The sequence below is a fragment of the Deinococcus indicus genome (genome assembly GCF_002198095.1).
In the GTDB taxonomy this organism is placed as follows: Bacteria; Deinococcota; Deinococci; order Deinococcales; family Deinococcaceae; genus Deinococcus; species Deinococcus caeni.
The window spans coordinates 42,613-57,672 of record NZ_NHMK01000037.1 but is presented as its reverse complement, the minus strand read 5'-3'; the positions used below and the strand labels follow the sequence as shown (position 1 = coordinate 57,672).

At 73.3% G+C, this 15,060-nt stretch carries 13 protein-coding genes; 6 read left to right on the top strand and 7 right to left on the bottom strand.

What is annotated here, in order from left to right; all coding sequences use genetic code 11:
- The 4 genes from pstS to CBQ26_RS20490 form a co-directional block, all read left to right on the top strand.
- Positions 1–786 (top strand): phosphate ABC transporter substrate-binding protein PstS (gene pstS, locus CBQ26_RS20505; RefSeq protein WP_088250465.1); only part of this gene is annotated, 786 nt, incomplete at its 5' end.
- A 192-nt stretch (positions 787–978) separates the two neighbouring features.
- Entirely contained in the window at positions 979–1,899 is a 921-nt protein-coding gene (locus tag CBQ26_RS20500; RefSeq protein WP_143342230.1) for a DUF4388 domain-containing protein, read from the top strand.
- Positions 1,900–2,016: 117 nt separating this feature from the next.
- Positions 2,017–2,454 (top strand): hypothetical protein, encoded by a 438-nt coding sequence (locus CBQ26_RS20495; protein ID WP_088250461.1) that lies wholly within the window; start codon positions 2,017–2,019, stop codon positions 2,452–2,454.
- Positions 2,451–3,914 (top strand): monooxygenase, encoded by a 1,464-nt coding sequence (locus CBQ26_RS20490; RefSeq protein WP_088250460.1) that lies wholly within the window; start codon positions 2,451–2,453, stop codon positions 3,912–3,914. Before CBQ26_RS20495 ends, CBQ26_RS20490 begins: the two co-directional genes overlap by 4 nt.
- 608 nt (positions 3,915–4,522) lie before the next feature.
- Here the strand turns inward: CBQ26_RS20490 and CBQ26_RS20485 are convergent.
- On the bottom strand, positions 4,523–4,744 hold the full coding sequence (locus CBQ26_RS20485) for a hypothetical protein (protein WP_088250459.1): 222 nt from the start codon (positions 4,742–4,744) through the stop codon (positions 4,523–4,525).
- A gap of 115 nt (positions 4,745–4,859) precedes the next feature.
- Between CBQ26_RS20485 and CBQ26_RS20480 the strand changes: the two genes are divergently transcribed.
- Positions 4,860–5,561 carry a CHAD domain-containing protein gene (locus tag CBQ26_RS20480; protein ID WP_172418191.1) on the top strand — a complete coding sequence of 234 codons (702 nt, stop codon included), beginning with the start codon at positions 4,860–4,862 and terminating at the stop codon, positions 5,559–5,561.
- A 318-nt stretch (positions 5,562–5,879) separates the two neighbouring features.
- Positions 5,880–7,208: a hypothetical protein gene (locus CBQ26_RS20475; RefSeq protein WP_143342229.1), complete on the top strand. Its 1,329-nt coding sequence runs from the start codon at positions 5,880–5,882 to the stop codon at positions 7,206–7,208.
- Positions 7,209–7,221: 13 nt separating this feature from the next.
- Here CBQ26_RS20475 and CBQ26_RS20470 read toward each other — a convergent pair whose 3' ends face one another.
- The 6 genes from CBQ26_RS20470 to CBQ26_RS20445 are packed head-to-tail and all read right to left on the bottom strand — an operon-like array spanning position 7,222 to position 15,060.
- Positions 7,222–8,493 carry a hypothetical protein gene (locus tag CBQ26_RS20470; RefSeq protein ID WP_143342228.1) on the bottom strand — a complete coding sequence of 424 codons (1,272 nt, stop codon included), beginning with the start codon at positions 8,491–8,493 and terminating at the stop codon, positions 7,222–7,224.
- Positions 8,490–9,476 (bottom strand): hypothetical protein, encoded by a 987-nt coding sequence (locus CBQ26_RS20465; protein ID WP_088250455.1) that lies wholly within the window; start codon positions 9,474–9,476, stop codon positions 8,490–8,492. The genes CBQ26_RS20470 and CBQ26_RS20465 overlap by 4 nt, the downstream gene beginning before the upstream one ends.
- Entirely contained in the window at positions 9,473–12,694 is a 3,222-nt protein-coding gene (locus tag CBQ26_RS20460) for a hypothetical protein (protein ID WP_143342227.1), read from the bottom strand. Before CBQ26_RS20460 ends, CBQ26_RS20465 begins: the two co-directional genes overlap by 4 nt.
- Positions 12,695–12,710: 16 nt before the next feature.
- Positions 12,711–13,121 carry a response regulator transcription factor gene (locus CBQ26_RS20455; RefSeq protein WP_088250453.1) on the bottom strand — a complete coding sequence of 137 codons (411 nt, stop codon included), beginning with the start codon at positions 13,119–13,121 and terminating at the stop codon, positions 12,711–12,713.
- Positions 13,118–13,432, bottom strand: a complete 315-nt coding sequence (locus CBQ26_RS20450) for an STAS domain-containing protein (RefSeq protein WP_088250452.1) — start codon at positions 13,430–13,432, stop codon at positions 13,118–13,120. The genes CBQ26_RS20455 and CBQ26_RS20450 overlap by 4 nt, the downstream gene beginning before the upstream one ends.
- 41 nt (positions 13,433–13,473) lie before the next feature.
- Positions 13,474–15,060, bottom strand: a complete 1,587-nt coding sequence (locus tag CBQ26_RS20445; RefSeq protein WP_088250451.1) for an ATP-binding SpoIIE family protein phosphatase — start codon at positions 15,058–15,060, stop codon at positions 13,474–13,476.

Genomic DNA, 15,060 nt, shown 5'->3' with positions numbered 1-15,060 from the left:
GCCATGAAGGCCGCCCCCGGCAAGCTCCTGCACGTCCCCACCGCCATCGGCGCCGTCGTGCCGTCCTACAACCTCCCCGGCGTCACCACGCCCCTCAAGTTCACCGGGAAGGTCCTGGCCGACATCTACCTCGGCAAGATCAAAACCTGGAACGACAAGGCCATCACCGCCCTGAACCCCGGCGTCAGCATTCCCCCGCTGCCCATCACGGTCGCTCGCCGCAGCGACGGCTCCGGCACGACGTTCGTGTTCAGCGACTACCTGAGCAAGGTCAGCACCGAGTGGAAGAGCAAGGTCGGCACCGGCAACAGCCTGAACTGGCCGGTCGGGACCGGCGCGCGCGGGAACGACGGCGTGGCCGGCGTGGTCAAGAGCACGCCCGGCGCGATCGGGTACGTGGAACTGGTGTACGCCAAGCAGAACAAACTGCCCTTCGGCAGCGTGCAGAACCGCGCCGGGAAGTTCATCACGGCCGACCACGAACCCGCCGCGCTGGCCGCCAAGGGTGTCGTGATGCCCGCCGACACGCGCGTGAGCATCACGAACAGCGCGAACCCCGAGTCGTACCCGATTGCGAGCTTCACGTACGTGATCTTCTACCAGGAGCAGAAGTACGGTAACCGCACGCTGGCGCAGGCGCAGTCGCTGAAGAAGCTGCTGACGTGGATGGTCACGACCGGCCAGAAGTACAACGAGCCGCTGGATTACTCCAAGCTGCCCAGCAACGCGGCCAGCAAGGCCAAATCCATCATCGCCAGCATGACCTTCGACGGCAAGAAGTTCTGAACCCCTGACGCACTCGGCCAGCAAGGCCAAATCCATCATCGCCAGCATGACCTTCGACGGCAAGAAGTTCTGAACCCCTGACGCACTTCTGCGCAGCTGGGAGGGCCGTCGGCCCTCCCAGCTGCTGTTTTTCCGGGTGTACACCCGCCGGGCCTGATATTCAGCTGAAGTACCCGCCGCACAGTGCAGGCCGTGACCACGCTGGACGCTCCGAGAACCGAACCCGTCGAATTTACCGCTGAACACCACCAGTTGCCCTTTGCGGACATGCTGAGTTTCGTCATCTCCCGGGAATTGAGCGGCACGCTGCACCTGGAACCGTCCGGAGTGACGCTTCACTTCCGCCGGGGCATCCTGGACGCTGCGCAGGGACATGAACCCCTCGGGCAGATTCTGCTGGGCCGGGGATACCTCACGGAAGACGTCCTCTCCGCCTCGCTGCAAGGCGCAGACATGCTCGGGCAGAACCTGATCTTCAGCGGCATCCTGCCGCTCCAGCACATACAGGAAGCCCTGGAACACCAGGCGAAACTGGCGCTGGCCAGCGCTCTGTACAGCGCGCCGGCACGCTACACGCTCCGCTCCTCCACCGCCTTCCTGCCGGAGCCGCGCGCGAACCTGGGCGGGACGCGCCTGCTGACCGAACTGATCACGCGTGACGAGCACCTCCCGCTCCAGAGTGCCTTCCACATCGCTCCGGCGTTCGGGGACGTTCACGTCCCGCACGAGGCGTGGCAATTGCTGCGCTGCTGTAATGGACGCCGCACCCTGGAACGCGCCATGCAGGGCAGTGGCCTGTCCCCGAACGCGGCGCGGGAAGCGGCGCGGTACCTGATCACCCGCCGGTTGATCGTGCAGAGCGCCGTGGTCGGACTCAAACTCATCTATGTGCGCCTGCGGCCCGCGACGAGTACGTACCAGCCGCCAGCGGCGCTGCGGGCCAATCTGTTCCTGCGGCACCTGGACGGACTGACGGACGCGTGGACCGTCACCCAGAAACTCCGCTTCAGTCTGGAGGAGGCGGCGACGCTGCTGGTCAGTCTGTACCGGGACGGCGTTGTGGACGTGGTGCGTGGCCGGCGGGAACTCGAACTGCTGACCGAGGAATTCTGAAGTCCCCGGCCGGTCCCGCCGGCACTTCTGGATAAGCAGCCGGCGCGCCAGCTGCCACCTCGTTCCCTTCGCTCACTGCTTCACCCGACTCTCACGGGCTCTCACTACGATCGCGACATGATCCGTCTTGGTTCGGCGGGGGTCCTGACGGGAGCCCTCGCGGTCATGCTGACGCTCGCTGCGGCGCAGGGTGAAACGCCAGCCGTTCCTGGCGCGCCGCCGCCCGGCGGGGCATCCAAGGTGCCGACCTACTGGAACGACATTCAGCCGCTCATCGCGGCCAGGTGTGCGTCGTGTCACCGCGCCGGGGGGATCGCGCCGTTCGCACTCGACTCCTACGCTGCTGCCGCGCCGGTCGCTGGTCTGATCGCGCAGGTCACGCAGGCACGGATCATGCCGCCCTGGCCCCCCGGTCCACGTACGCCCCGGCTGAAGTATGACCGCTCGCTCACCGACGCCCAGATCGCCCTGCTGGCTGACTGGGCCGCGACTGGCGCTCCGCAGGGCACTCCACCAGTCACGGTGCCCCCGGCCGCCAGACCGGAGAAGCCATGAACAATTCCCGCAACAAGGTGATCAGCGCCGCTCTGCTCGCGGCCGCGCTCAGCCTGGGCGCCCTGGCCCAGCTGCATAACGCACCACACTCCGCTCACGGCGCCGCCACGCCCGGCGCAGCCAATCCTGCTCACCCGTCATCCCAGCTGGGGGCGGACACGCCGACCGTACAGACCAGTGCGCCGGAACTGCGCGTCGACCAGACCCTCGCCATGCGCGTGCCGTACACGCCCTCGCAGACCCTGACCGACGATTACCGCTGCTTCCTGCTCGACCCGGGCCTGAACGAGGACCGTGACCTGGAAGGCTTCGAGGTCATTCCCGGCAACCCTGAAACCGTCCACCACGTGATCGTCAATCAGATCACCGCCGAGCAGGCGGCCGAAGCCCGCGTCAAGGACGGCGCGGACGGCCGGCCCGGCTGGAGTTGCTTCGGCGGAACAGGCCTGAGGGCCGGTTCACTGAGTGCCCCCGCGGCGGGCGCAGGCAGCGCGGCGCGCCCCGCTCCCACCCTGCAGGCCCTGCTGCCCGCCCTGCAGGCTGCCGGCGTGGACACGGGCAAGTTGCTCAGGGCCAGCCTCGGTGCGGGCGGTGACCTGATGAAGACCCTCGCCGCCTACGGACAGGCCGGAGGTGACACGGCCGCGCTGCTGGCCGCACTGGGAGACGCCGGTCTCTTCGGCGGCAGTCAGAACAGCAGTCAGGACGCGCTCGGGAACGCCATCGGGAACGTGTTCGGGATCGGATCCTGGGTGCCGGGTGCTCAGGCGACCGTCTTCCCGGCGGGCACGGGGCGGCGCCTGGCCAGGGGCAACCTGCTCGTCATGCAGGTGCATTACAACACCCTCGCCGGGCGCGACCCGGACGTCACCCGCATGCACCTCCAGTACGCGCCGCGCGGCGCCGCCCTGACGCCCCTGCGTGGTCTGAGTCTGGTGGCCCCGGTTGAGATTCCCTGCCCGGCAGGCGCGCAGGGCGACCTGTGTAACCGCGACGCCGTGATCGCCAGGAACGTCAAGGAGGACGGTCCGCGTGCCACGCGTCTCGTGCAGGGCGTGATGGCGCTGTGCGGCAAGACCCTGAAGGACTACGCCGGGCAGAACGGAGCGGCGGCGCGCAGCAGCTGCGACCAGCGGGTCCGTCAGGACGCGCAGGCGGTCGGTGTGACGTTCCACATGCACACGCTGGGCATGAGTGGCGTCGTGACCCTCAATCCTGGCACGCCCCGCGAGCAGGTCCTGCTGGACATTCCCGACTGGGACTTCCACTGGCAGGGCAACTACTGGTACGAGCAACCCATTTCCCTCAAGAAAGGGGACGTGCTGCGCGTGGAATGCACCTGGAACAACACCCGGAACGCCAGCCCACGGTACGTGGTGTGGGGGGAAGGCACCCAGGACGAGATGTGCCTGGCCGGCCTGACCGTCATAGACGCCCCGACCCAGCCCGCGCAGCCCTGAAGGTCGACCGGGCGTTCGCGACCCAGCGCGGGAGACGCTGTTCCCGCCGAAGCAGGAGCGGACGCCGGAACGGACTCCGCCTGCTTGCAAGAGTTTCCACGCCTGCTGGAGTCGTGTGCCACACGACGTCATGACGGCACAGGGAAGGGGAACCGTCGGCCAGCATGTCATTTCCTCCGTTGCTTTCTGGAGGGGATTGTTGGCCGCGACAGGCTCTTCTGCGCCTGAACAGCCCGGAAACGAGGCCTGGCGATTGGAGAACGAGCAGGCGGGAGCGGCCGGATGTCGCGTGGTGCGGGGCGGAGGGAACGGAAACGCGCAGACTGGTGTGCTGACCGCTGAAAACCCGTGTACGGCCATGGTCGTCAGCGTCCTGGCGCGCAGCTCGTGCCGCGTGGGACCTCCTGTTCCCACAGCTCTGCTCGGCGCCCAGACATGTGATGCGGACTGCCGTTTGTTTCGCCAGCAATCCGGAACTTCACCGCTCCTGCCGGCTCCACGTCCGGCAGCCCGCTGCTCCCACTCTGCGGGGCAGCTCTCCGGGTCGCTTCGCTCGGACCCAGCGGGCTTTGCAGCCCATTCGATCGGAGTCCGTATGAGTCGACCGATCAGGCGTCGGAATGCGCCAGCAGGGAGGCGCGAAGGTCAGCGCCGAAACCGGGTCGTTCCCGCCGCAGAATCTCCAGCACGCGCCAGTGGCCCAGCGTGTCGAGATGGACAAGGTCACCGGGCGCGGGGGTTCGGGTGTGCCAGCGGAGCGTTATGATGACGGTGGAGCTGTCTGCGATCAGGTCCGCGAGGTGTTCGTCCGGTAACCGCAGGATGCGCATGGGGGCCACTATGCCGGACCAAATCCAACAATGTGTCAGCTGCGGCCTGGCGGTCTGAATCTCCTGCCTGCGCAGGCCGTGAGGACACCGCAGTCTCTGCACTAGGATGGGTCGCATGGGGTCTGTACCAGCACACCGTCAGTACCGTGACCTGCGCGCCCTGGCGCTGCAGGGCGACGAAAAAGCCGTTCACCAGTTGCGTAAACTGGCGCGCACGGCTGAAACGCACGCCCGGGTCGGAGAACTGCGGAAACGGGAACGGCGCGCCTGGCAGGAAGTGCGCCGCGCGGCGTCGGCGCTGCGCGACCATGACGTCACGGGTCCGTTGATCCAGCAGGCGTTGCGGACTATGGACGTTCCGGAAGAGGAGGTGCAGGCCTTCGCCCAAGCCTGGTCTGCGCGGCGCGTCAAGCTGCTGGGGGAACTCATCCTCCCCGAACGGGTGCCCAGGTTGCCGGAAGCTCCGGGCCGTAAGCGCTGGGAGCGGTTCCTGGCGGTCGAGGCGGCCCGCGTTCAGGTGACGGTGCCGCCCCGCGACGGTCGGGTGCGGGCAGAGGAGTGGCATGACTGGCGCAAAGCCCTGAAACGGTACCGGGCGGTGCTGGAATTACGCCAGCGGTCGCCGGAGGCGCTGGTGACGTTGCTGAATTTGCTGGGCGAGTCGCAGGACGCGCAGACACTCCTGGAATTGGCCGGGCGTGAACCGCTGCTGGCGGCGTACCGGCCCGGATTGGTTCGCGCCGCGCAGCTGCAGCGGCGGCTCGCACGTCAGGCAGCGTGGCAGCAATGGGGAAGCCTGGCCGAGGAACTGCCCTAAGGTGCCTGGGGCGGGCTCACCTGGCGACTCCAGGGTAGCGCGGTCGGGCGGCGCCCCCTCCTCGGCCGTGGGCAGACCGGCTGACTTCAGCGCTATGAAATGGTGCCTGCCCGCCTTGTCCAGTCAGGCTGTCGCTCCTGAATGGGAATGAGCTTCTTCCCGCAGGTGCCGGACGGTGAGGGGATGGCGCGCCGGCCGTGGCCTCTTCTGCGGGCGCGCCGCGCGGCCCTGGTCAGCTGCGCTGTCCTGCTCATGGGGGCGGTCCTGGGCGGGTGCGCGCCGTTCCCCGGCGCGGATGGAAGTCCGGACGGTGGAGGAGTGGACGCCGCGACGGGGGCCGGGCCGCTCGGGGACGGCGCGCGGCTGCTGGCGTGGCAGGCGGCAGAGCCGGGGCCGCGCGTCCTGACGACCGCCGAACGCGAGGCGATCACGGACGCGTACCTGCGCGGTCCGCGGGAGACGGCGTTCGCGGCCGGCACCGGGCAGCTGGACGGACTGCGGGACCTGTTCCAGGGCGCGGCGCTGCTGGACGCGCAGGATGTCGCGCGGGGCGGGGCGGCGCCGGTCGGGTGGGCGCACACGCCGGCGCTGCGCTTCTTCGCGCCGGACGGGGCGACCGTGTCGTTCACGGACCGGTTCACGTACGCCACGCCCCGACCCGACCCGGACGCCGCGCCGCGCGTCGCCCGGCGGGAACTGGACGTCGTGATGGAACTCGGGGACGGGAACTGGCGCGTGCATCACTGGCGGGTCCTGCGGGACGAACCGCTGCCCGCCGCGCCGCCCACCGCGCGGCCCGCCCCGTACCGCGCCGTGCGGGCCGCGCCGGACTGGCCGCAGCGCCCGGCCGACACGCTGCGGCGCGACGTGTCGGCCGTGACGGAACTGGGGCTGGACACGCTGATCGTGCCGCTTGCGCTCGGCGCGGCCGGACCGCTGAACGCCGGGCGCGCCGCGCAGGTCGGCCGGGCGCTGGGCGTCCTGCTGGAGGCCGCGGCCGCGCGGAACGTGACGGTCCTGCTCGACCTGCGGGTCGCGGCGCTGGACCCGGCGGGCCTGCGGGACCTGCACGCCGCGCTCGGCCCGGAACCCGAGGGGAATCCCGCCTCGGTCGGGGCGCGGCTGGGCGGGGTGATCCTCTCCCCTGCCCGCTCGCCGTCGGCGGCGCAGCTGGGCGCGTGGCGGCAGACGGTCCGGGCGCGCTTCCCGGCCCTGCCGGTCGGGTACCGCGCGCCCGGCCGGTCGGCCGCTGCGGCGCTGGCCGGAGCGGTGGATTTCGTGGCGGGCGGCGCGGACGCCCCGGTGTTCCGTGAGCGCCGCGCGCCGCTGGGCCGCCTGGGGGACGCACGGCGCGGCTGGCAGCTGCGGGCGTTCCTGACCCGCCCCGGCGCGCTGGAGGCCGGCGTGCTCGCCCCGGACGGCGGCCGCGAGGGACGGGGAGCGCTGCTCACGGCGGACGGGTCGTTCACGCCGCTGACCCGCTGGGCGGACCCGGCCCGCCCGCCACCCGGTCCCGTCGCGTGGCTGCTGGGCTGGGCGGCGGACCTGTGGACCCTCCCGGCGGGACTGCTGCTCGGGGGCGCGCTGCGCGGAAGGCTGACGCGGTGGAGAGGGGCGCGGCGGGCGGCCATAGCGAAGCGGCCCTGATGAGCCGGCTGGTTCAGCGTCCCGCTTCGAGCAGGAGCGCCGCGTCGGGGGTGGGCCGGTCGTCCGGGCCGAACAGGGCGTCCAGGGGCAGGAGCCAGCCACCCTGCCACGCGGCGAGGGTCAGGGCCGGGCCGCGCCGGTCCGGGCGGCCGGGCAGCGGCAGGCGCGGGGCGGGCGGCGCGGTCAGGAGCACCTGCGGCGCGGCGGGACCGGGCGTGGGCGCACGCAGCTGCGCGGACAGCAGGGCGTTCAGGGCGGGCAGGTCCGGCAGGTCGGCCGCCGGACCGTCCACCGGGGCCAGCAGCGGCAGGTGCGGGTGGGTCAGGCGCAGGGCGAGCAGCGCGGCGCGGCTGCCGGGGTCGTCCGCGCGGACCGGCCCGGTGAGCAGGGCGGCGGCAAGGGCGGCGTGTTCCGCGACAGCCGCGCGGACCGGCACGCTCTCCAGGGTCAGCGGCGCGCTGAAGGCGAGGGCGGCGGGCCGGGCGGCGGCGTGCAGGCGGGTCAGGGCGGCGCGCAGCGCGCCGAGCTGCTCGCGGGTGGGTTGCGCGGGGAGCGGCAGCACCAGCGGGCGCAGGTCGTGGCGGGCGGCGAGTGTCAGGGTGCGCTGCCAGCGGGCCGGGGTCCAGTCGGTCCAGTCGGCGGGGAGGGTCACGGCCCGCCAGGACCGCACGGGCAGCGCGGGTGGGGCGCGCAGGTCGGGGCGGGTGTCGGCGAGCAGCGTGACGTCGGTGGTGCGCCACACGCCGCTCTGTTCGCGCAGCGTGACCTGCGCGTCGCGCCGCGTGACGCGCAGGTCCGTCCAGCCGTCCGGGCCGGGCAGGGCGCGGGCGGTCCAGTACCGCACCCGGAGCTGCCAGCCGCCGGCGGGGTCCGGGCCGAGCAGGCGGGCGCGGTGGTTCCAGTCGAGCAGCAGCGGGTGGCGTTCCTGGCGGGTCACGGCGAGCGCGCCGCTCAGGGCGTTCCCGGCGAGGCGGCCGCTCAGGCCGCTGGGGTCGCCGGAGCGGGCGGCGTACGTGAGTTCCGAGTGGCCCAGCAGGTACGCCGTCCGCAGGTCCTCGAGCGTCACGCCGTCCGGGCGGGGCGCGCCGGGCGGGGCGGGCAGCCAGCGCAGCGGGGGAGCCGCCTCGGGCCGCCGGGCGAGGTTCAGGGCGCTCGCCTGGCTGGAGGCGCGGCTGGCGCGTTCCAGCCCGCGGGACGCGACGACCAGCGCCAGCAGCCCGCCCAGCAGCGTGCCGAGCAGCAGCGCCACGAACGCCGCGCGTTTCAGGACGGTCAGGCGGGTCACGGCCACGGGAGGCTCTCCCCGGCGCCGGCGACGCTCAGGCGCAGCGTGACCGCGCCGGTCAGGGTGGGCACGCGGGCGCGGGCCACGCCCTGCGCGGTCGTGACCTGCGCCGTCCACAGGACCCGGCCGCTGCGGTTCAGGGCCTGCAGGGTGACGGGCGTGCCGTCGTCCGGGTACGCGCCGGTCGTCCAGCGCAGCGGCCCGACCTCCAGGTCCGGCCCGGCCCACAGGACCGGCGGGCGGCGGCCGAGCAGCGCGGGCTGCGCGGCGGCCACGGCGGTGGCCTGCCAGCGGCCGGCGCGGGCCTGCAGGCGGTAGCGGCCGGGCACGTCCGGCGTGAGCTGCCAGGACGCCTCGCCGTTCACGGTGACGCGCGTGGCGCTCAGGCGCGCGCCGGCCGGGCCGTCGGCGCTCAGGAGGACGGGGGTGCCGTCCGGGGCGGGCGTGCCGTCGGCGCGGCGCAGCGTGACCTGCGCGGCCCAGGGTTCCCGCAGGCCCAGGCGGACGCTGGCGGGCGTGACGGTCAGGCGGCCCGTGAGCGGCGCGGGAGCGGCGGGGAGCGCGGAGGGCGGCGCGGCGGCAGTCACGGTGGCCGCCGGGGTGGTCGTCGGGGCAGCGGGCAGCGTCAGGACGGCGCGGGCCAGCAGGGTCGGGGCCCCGGCCCGGTCAGGCGGGGCGTGCAGGGTCGCCTCGCAGGACCGGGCGTCCGGGCGGGGCCAGCGGGTCACGGCGGGTCCGGGCACCGGGGGCAGGGTGCCGTTCCAGACGAGCGGCCCGGCGAAGGTGTCGCACACGACCTGCCAGCGCGCCCCGGCCGGCCCGCTGGCGCGCAGCTGCACGTCGGTCCCGGCGGCCCGCAGGCTCAGCGAGGCGGGCACAGAGGCCGCCTGGGCGGCGGACGCAGGCGGGTCGCCGGCCGGCCGGCAGGCGACGAGGCACAGCGCCAGCAGCGCGGCGCCCAGGCGGCGGGCGGGCGGGGTCACGGTTCCTCCCGGCGGAAGGCGTCGGCGTACAGCGCCGATCCCGACAGCGCCGATGCTGACAGGGCGGCTCCCGGCAGGGCTGAGCCCAACGGCCCGGATGCGGGGCGGGGCAGCAGCACCCGGTACCCGGCGGGCAGGGCGCGGCCCAGCGGGGCGCTGCGGGACTGGTTGGGCGGCACGGCCTCCATCAGGAAGGTCTGCGTGACCCACGCGACGCCGGCCGGGTCGGTCAGGGCGCGCAGGACGTTCGTGATGGTCGCCTCGGTCGCGCCGCCGTTCTCGACTCGCACCGTGTCCCCCTGCGACCACACGTTCAGGCTGCGGTCCAGGCCGCGCGCCGTCACCCAGCCCTGCGCGCGGACCGTGAACGACCGGACCCCGGCGGGGCGGGCGGTCATGCCGGGACCGTCGAAGGTCACGCGGAACGGCGTGCGTTCCCCCGGCAGCAGCCAGTGCAGGGCGTGCGTGCCGGCGGTGTTGCGGGCCAGTTCGGTGCCGGCGGCGTCCAGCACGCCGGCCGTGATGTCCACGGCGGCCGGTTGCGTGCCGGCGTTCACGGCCTCCCCGACGACTGCCAGCTGTTCCGGTCCGCCGCCCTGCGGGCGGAACGCGACCAGCCGGGCGCCCAGGACCTGCACGGGGACCGGCGTGTCGGCCGGGGGGGCGGCGCGGGTCAGGGTGGGCACCGGCCGGAAGCGGCGGGGCGGGCGAATGGTCAGTTGCGGCCGGGCGCTCAGGCGCCACCCGGCGTCCGTGAGGCGCAGCTCCTGCCAGAGGGTCTCCTCGATGTTCCCGAAGGCCGTGAACCACGTCAGGTGGACCTGCGCGGTCGCGGTGGCGCCGGGGCGGTCGCGTTCGCCGGGCGGGGCGCCGTACGTGACGGACTGGACTTTCAGCCGGTCGAGTTTCGCGTACCCGGTGCGCAGGCCGCCCACGACGGACAGGTCCAGCTGCCAGCGTTCCTCGGTCAGGCCGGCCTGCGGGTCGATCAGGCGGTACGCGTCCCCGAAGCGTTTGAAGTCCACGGCGTCCCAGTAGGCCAGCAGCGTCGCCTCCGGGCTGGACTGGGGGCGCAGGCGCGCGGCGGTCAGGGCCGCGCCGGCCAGCAGCGCCGCGAGCAGCAGCGCGCTGTTCAGCAGCCGCCGGGCGCGGCGCTGGCGGGGAGCGCGCAGGCGGGCGGTGCGCCACGCCCGGAACGGCAGGCGCCGCACCCAGCTGTCCCACCAGTGCCCGGCGCTGGGGGGCGGGTCGAGGCTGTCCTCGGCGAGCGCCCGCACCCACGGCCAGCGGGACCGGCGCGGGCCGGGGAGCGCGGCGGGCAGCGGGACGAGCAGGGTCAGGAGCGCCCCGGCGGCGGCGGCGCTGGGCAGCAGCGCCCACATCAGCCGCTGCCAGACCGGCAGTTCCCGGCGCGGCAGTCTCGGTTGCAGCGGCGGGATGCCCGGCTGTTCCCACACCACGATGCCTCCTTTCAGGGTGCCCAGGCGGGACCAGCCCAGGGCGTGCAGCGCCGGGTCGTAGAAGGCGTCGTTGGACAGCACGAAACGCAGGTTGTAGCGGGCGGGGGTGGTCAGGAACTGCGTGAGGCTGCCCAGGCCCGGCACGCCGGTGTACTTGGCGCCCTCGAGCCGCTCGACGGGCGTGGCGGTCAGTTCCGGCAGGCGCCGCGCCGAGTGGTAGTTCCCGTCGGGGGTGGTGGCGCGGGTGTTCGCGCTGAGCCACGCCATCTGATCCCCGAAGCCGAGCACCATGTAACGGTAGCGGTCCCGGCCGCCGGATTCCAGGAACCGGACGATGGGCGCCACGTCGATGAACGCCGGCTGGAAGCGGCGGTAGTACGTCAGGGCGCTCACCAGGCACGAGATGGTCACGGCGGCCGTGACCAGCCCCAGGCCCAGCAGGTGGTGGACGCGCGCGCCCAGGCGGGCCTGCACGAACACCCGCCACGCGCCGTGCCGCCAGGATTCGATGACCAGTCCGGCCAGCGGCATCATGAGCATCACGGCCCAGAACGTGAAGCGGTCCAGGGTGAGGATGTCGAACGCGCCGCGCAGCAGCAGTTTCGGCAGGGGCGTGGTGCCGCCCGTGCCGAGCAGCGACAGCAGCAGGATGCTCGCCAGGATCGGCCAGCGCGGCAGGCCCCCGCGGTGGCTGTTCAGGCCGCGCCGCGCGGCGTCCCAGTACAGCGGCAGCAGCGTCGCCCACGGCACCAGCCAGAACATGAACCCGAAGTCGGTGCGGACCAGGAAGTTCGCGCGGCTGCCGTGCGGGATGGACACCTGCGTGATCGGGTCGCTGCGGCTCCACAGCCAGTACGGCAGGACGACCATGACGAGCGCCGTGATGGCCAGCGCGCCGTACAGCGCCCCGCGGTACACGCGCGGCAGCACGCGGTACACGCGGCGGCGCAGGTGCGCCCAGACGCCCCAGCCGGCGTTCTCGCCGGGGCGGGGGCGGCTGGCGCCCTGAAGCACCACGGCCAGCAGGACCGGCGCGATGAAGAACACGCTGCCGAACAGGGTGGTGACGTGGTGCGCGGCGGTCGTGGCGGCCGTGAACGCCGCGGCGCGCAGCAGCAGGGTCCGCTGGCCGGTCTGCACGTACCGCGCGGCGTACGGGATGGCGTTCAGCAGCAGGCCCAGGCTGAGGGTGGTGGGCAGCTGCCCGAACACGTGGACGGTCTCGGCGATGGCGCTCGAGAGGGTCAGGAGGACCGCGCCGTACCCGGCGGCGCGCGCCGTGACGAACACCTTCCCGAAGCGGTACATGCCGACGGTCAGGCCGACCAGGGCCAGCAGCTGCGTGAGGGCGAAGGCGCCCATCAGGCCGAACACGAGGCTCAGCAGCGCGATCAGGTAGTGACTGAGCGGCGGGTAGGACGTGAGCGAGAACCCGGTGTACCAGCCGCTCTCCCAGGGGTCGAAGAACGACCGGGCGTAGTGCGCGCCGAAGTACACGTGGATCAGCGCGTCGTACGTGCGCGTGAACGAGCCGCTGATCAGCTGCGCGCCGTGCAGGACGATCACGATCAGCAGCGCGAAGGCCAGCAGGCGGCCGCCGGCGCGTTCGTCGTCCGCGGCGTCCAGGGTCGCGCCGGGAATCACCAGGGACGGCGGGCGGGCCGGGTCGGTCGGGGCGGCGGGGTGGGCATGGGGGCGGGGCGGGGCGTCCGGGCGGGGGGGCCGCCGCGACCAGGGGAACGGGCGGGCGCGCGTCACCGGGCGGGGCTCCGGGTCAGGAGGGCTGCCCGGCCATGAACACGGCGTCCAGCAGCTCGTAGCGGCTGAAGGGTTTGCTGAGGAACGAGCGCGCGCCGAGCGTCATGGCCCGCTCGCGCAGGCGGTCCTCGCCGGAACTCGTCAGGACGATCACGGGCGGCGCGTCCGGCACGCCGTGCAGCATCCGCAGCAGTTCCAGGCCGCTGTCGCCGGGCAGGAACAGGTCCGTGACGATCACGTCCACGCTGCCCAGCTCGAGTTCCTCCAGGGCTTCCTCGACGCTGCCGACCTCGATGGGTTTGTGCCCGCCCTGCTGCAGGATGTGCCGGATCAGCAGGCGCATGCCGGGCGCGTCCTCGACGATCAGGACGTGCTTGGACGGCACCTGCCCGAACAGCGTGACGTTGGCCGGCTGGTGCGAGGTCACCGGGCGGCTCCGTCCGGCGGCAGCGCGAAGGCCCGGTCGAGCATCGTCAGGGACAGCAGTTCACGCACCGGGGCGCTCGCGGCGATCAGGCGCAGGGCGCGGCCCTCGCGGCGGCGGTCCTTGAGGGCGCCGACCAGGGCGGCCAGGGCGCTGGAGTCCATGAACGGCACGCCGCTCAGGTCCAGGCTCAGGTCGCCGGGCGTGTCGGCGGCGTGCCGGGCAAGCACGCCGCGCAGCTCGGCGGCGTTCTGGGCGTCCAGGCGACCGGCGAGGTTCAGTTGGGGGCCATCGGCGTTGTGACTGAGTGACATGACAGGCAGGAAGTCCTTTGAGAGAGGGGAAGGCGGTGGGGTCAGGGGCCGGGCGGCGGGGGGACCGGAGCGGGGGCGCGCAGGCGCAGGGTCTGGCGGTTGCCGCCGCGCTTTCTCGCATAATGCCACTCGCGCGCGCAGCGGCGCACGATCAGCAGGCCGTACCCGTGTTCGCGCAGTTCGCCCGCCTCGCGTTCCTCGGCGCGGGTGGGATCGAAGGGGGCGCCGTCGTCGGTGAGGGTCAGCAGCAGGTCGTTGCCGCTGGCGTGCAGGCGCAGGTCCACGCGGGTGGCGCCGCCGTGGCGCACGGCGTTCACGACGAGTTCCGTGACGGCCAGCTCGGCCGGCAGGAGTACCGGGTGGTCCGGCGCGAGCGCCTCGCGCAGCGCCTCGCCCACCTGCGGCAGGGCGGCCAGGTCGCCGGGCAGGCGGCGGTGGACGCCCGGCGCGGCCGGGTCGCGGTGCAAGGTGAGCAGGGTCAGGTCGTCCGTGACGGTGTAGGTCTGCAGGGCGCGCAGGGCCTCGGCGTTGAAGTCACCGGGCGCGGCGGTGGACGCCAGGGCGTTCAGGCGGTCCAGGCCGAAGGGTGCGCCGCGGTCGTCCTCGGCCTCGAACAGGCCGTCGCTGTACATCAGCAGCGCGTCGCCCGGATGCAGCCACACCCGTTCGAAGTCGATGTTCACGAGCGGGAACGTCCCGATGGGCGGGGCGGTCGCGCGGATCTCCTCGAGGCTGCCGTCGGCGCGGCGCACCAGCACCGGCGGGTGCCCGACGTTCACGACGCGCAGCGCGCCGTCCGGGCGGACCTGCACGGCCGCCAGGGTGCAGAACGCCCCGGAGCGTTCCAGGTGGTCGTGCAGCGCGTCGATCAGGGCGTCGTTCAGGACGGCGCTGCGGACCGCGACCGTGAAGGACGTGGCGAACATCGCCGTGATGATCGCGGCCGGCAGGCCCTTGCCGCTCACGTCGCCCACCACCACCCAGTCGCGTTCCTGGAACTGGAAGTCCCCGCCGAAGTCACTGGCGGGCTGGCTGTGCAGGTTCAGCTGGTACCCGGCGGGGCTGACCAGCGTCTCGGGCGCCACGGCCCGCCACACCGCCTGCGCCTGCTGCCGGTCACGCTGCTGCAGCGCGTGCCGCTGGGCCTCGCGGCGGGCGCGCTGCGCCTCGAGGGCCGCGTCGAGCAGCCGGGCGAGCGTCTCGATCAGGCTGCGTTCCCCCGCCTGGAACTGCCGTTTGCCCCACATGGCCACGTGGCCGTCCACGCAGGGGATCAGCAGGACGGCGGTGGGCCGCCAGGCGTCCACGAAGGGCGCGCCGGTGTGCATCGCGCCGGTCGGCAGGACCGTCGGCCGGCGCGGCGCGGGCCGGTCGCGCAGCCAGCCGGGCGCGCCGCCGATCCACTGCCCGCCGAGTTTCAGGGCGGCGCGCGGCGTGTTGATCAGCGTGGCGGCCTCCTGAACGAGTTCGGCGGCCTGCGCCTCGCTGGCCAGCGCCAGCGCCTGCGGGATCAGGCGGTGCAGGAACACCAGCTGGTCGCTGAGGTCCGCGACCTGCTCGAGCAGTTCCGTGAACAGCGCGGCCTGCGGGTCGTCCTGACCGCCGGCCGTGAGGGCGGGCACGCTCAC

Excerpts from the sequence above, each read along its gene's own strand:
- CBQ26_RS20495 (WP_088250461.1), top strand. The coding sequence starts at position 2,017 with ATGATCCGTCTTGGTTCGGCGGGGGTCCTGACGGGAGCCCTCGCGGTC.
- CBQ26_RS20490 (WP_088250460.1), top strand. The coding sequence starts at position 2,451 with ATGAACAATTCCCGCAACAAGGTGATCAGCGCCGCTCTGCTCGCGGCC.
- CBQ26_RS20485 (WP_088250459.1), bottom strand. The coding sequence starts at position 4,744 with ATGCGCATCCTGCGGTTACCGGACGAACACCTCGCGGACCTGATCGCA.
- CBQ26_RS20480 (WP_172418191.1), top strand. The coding sequence starts at position 4,860 with ATGGGGTCTGTACCAGCACACCGTCAGTACCGTGACCTGCGCGCCCTG.
- CBQ26_RS20450 (WP_088250452.1), bottom strand. The coding sequence starts at position 13,432 with ATGTCACTCAGTCACAACGCCGATGGCCCCCAACTGAACCTCGCCGGT.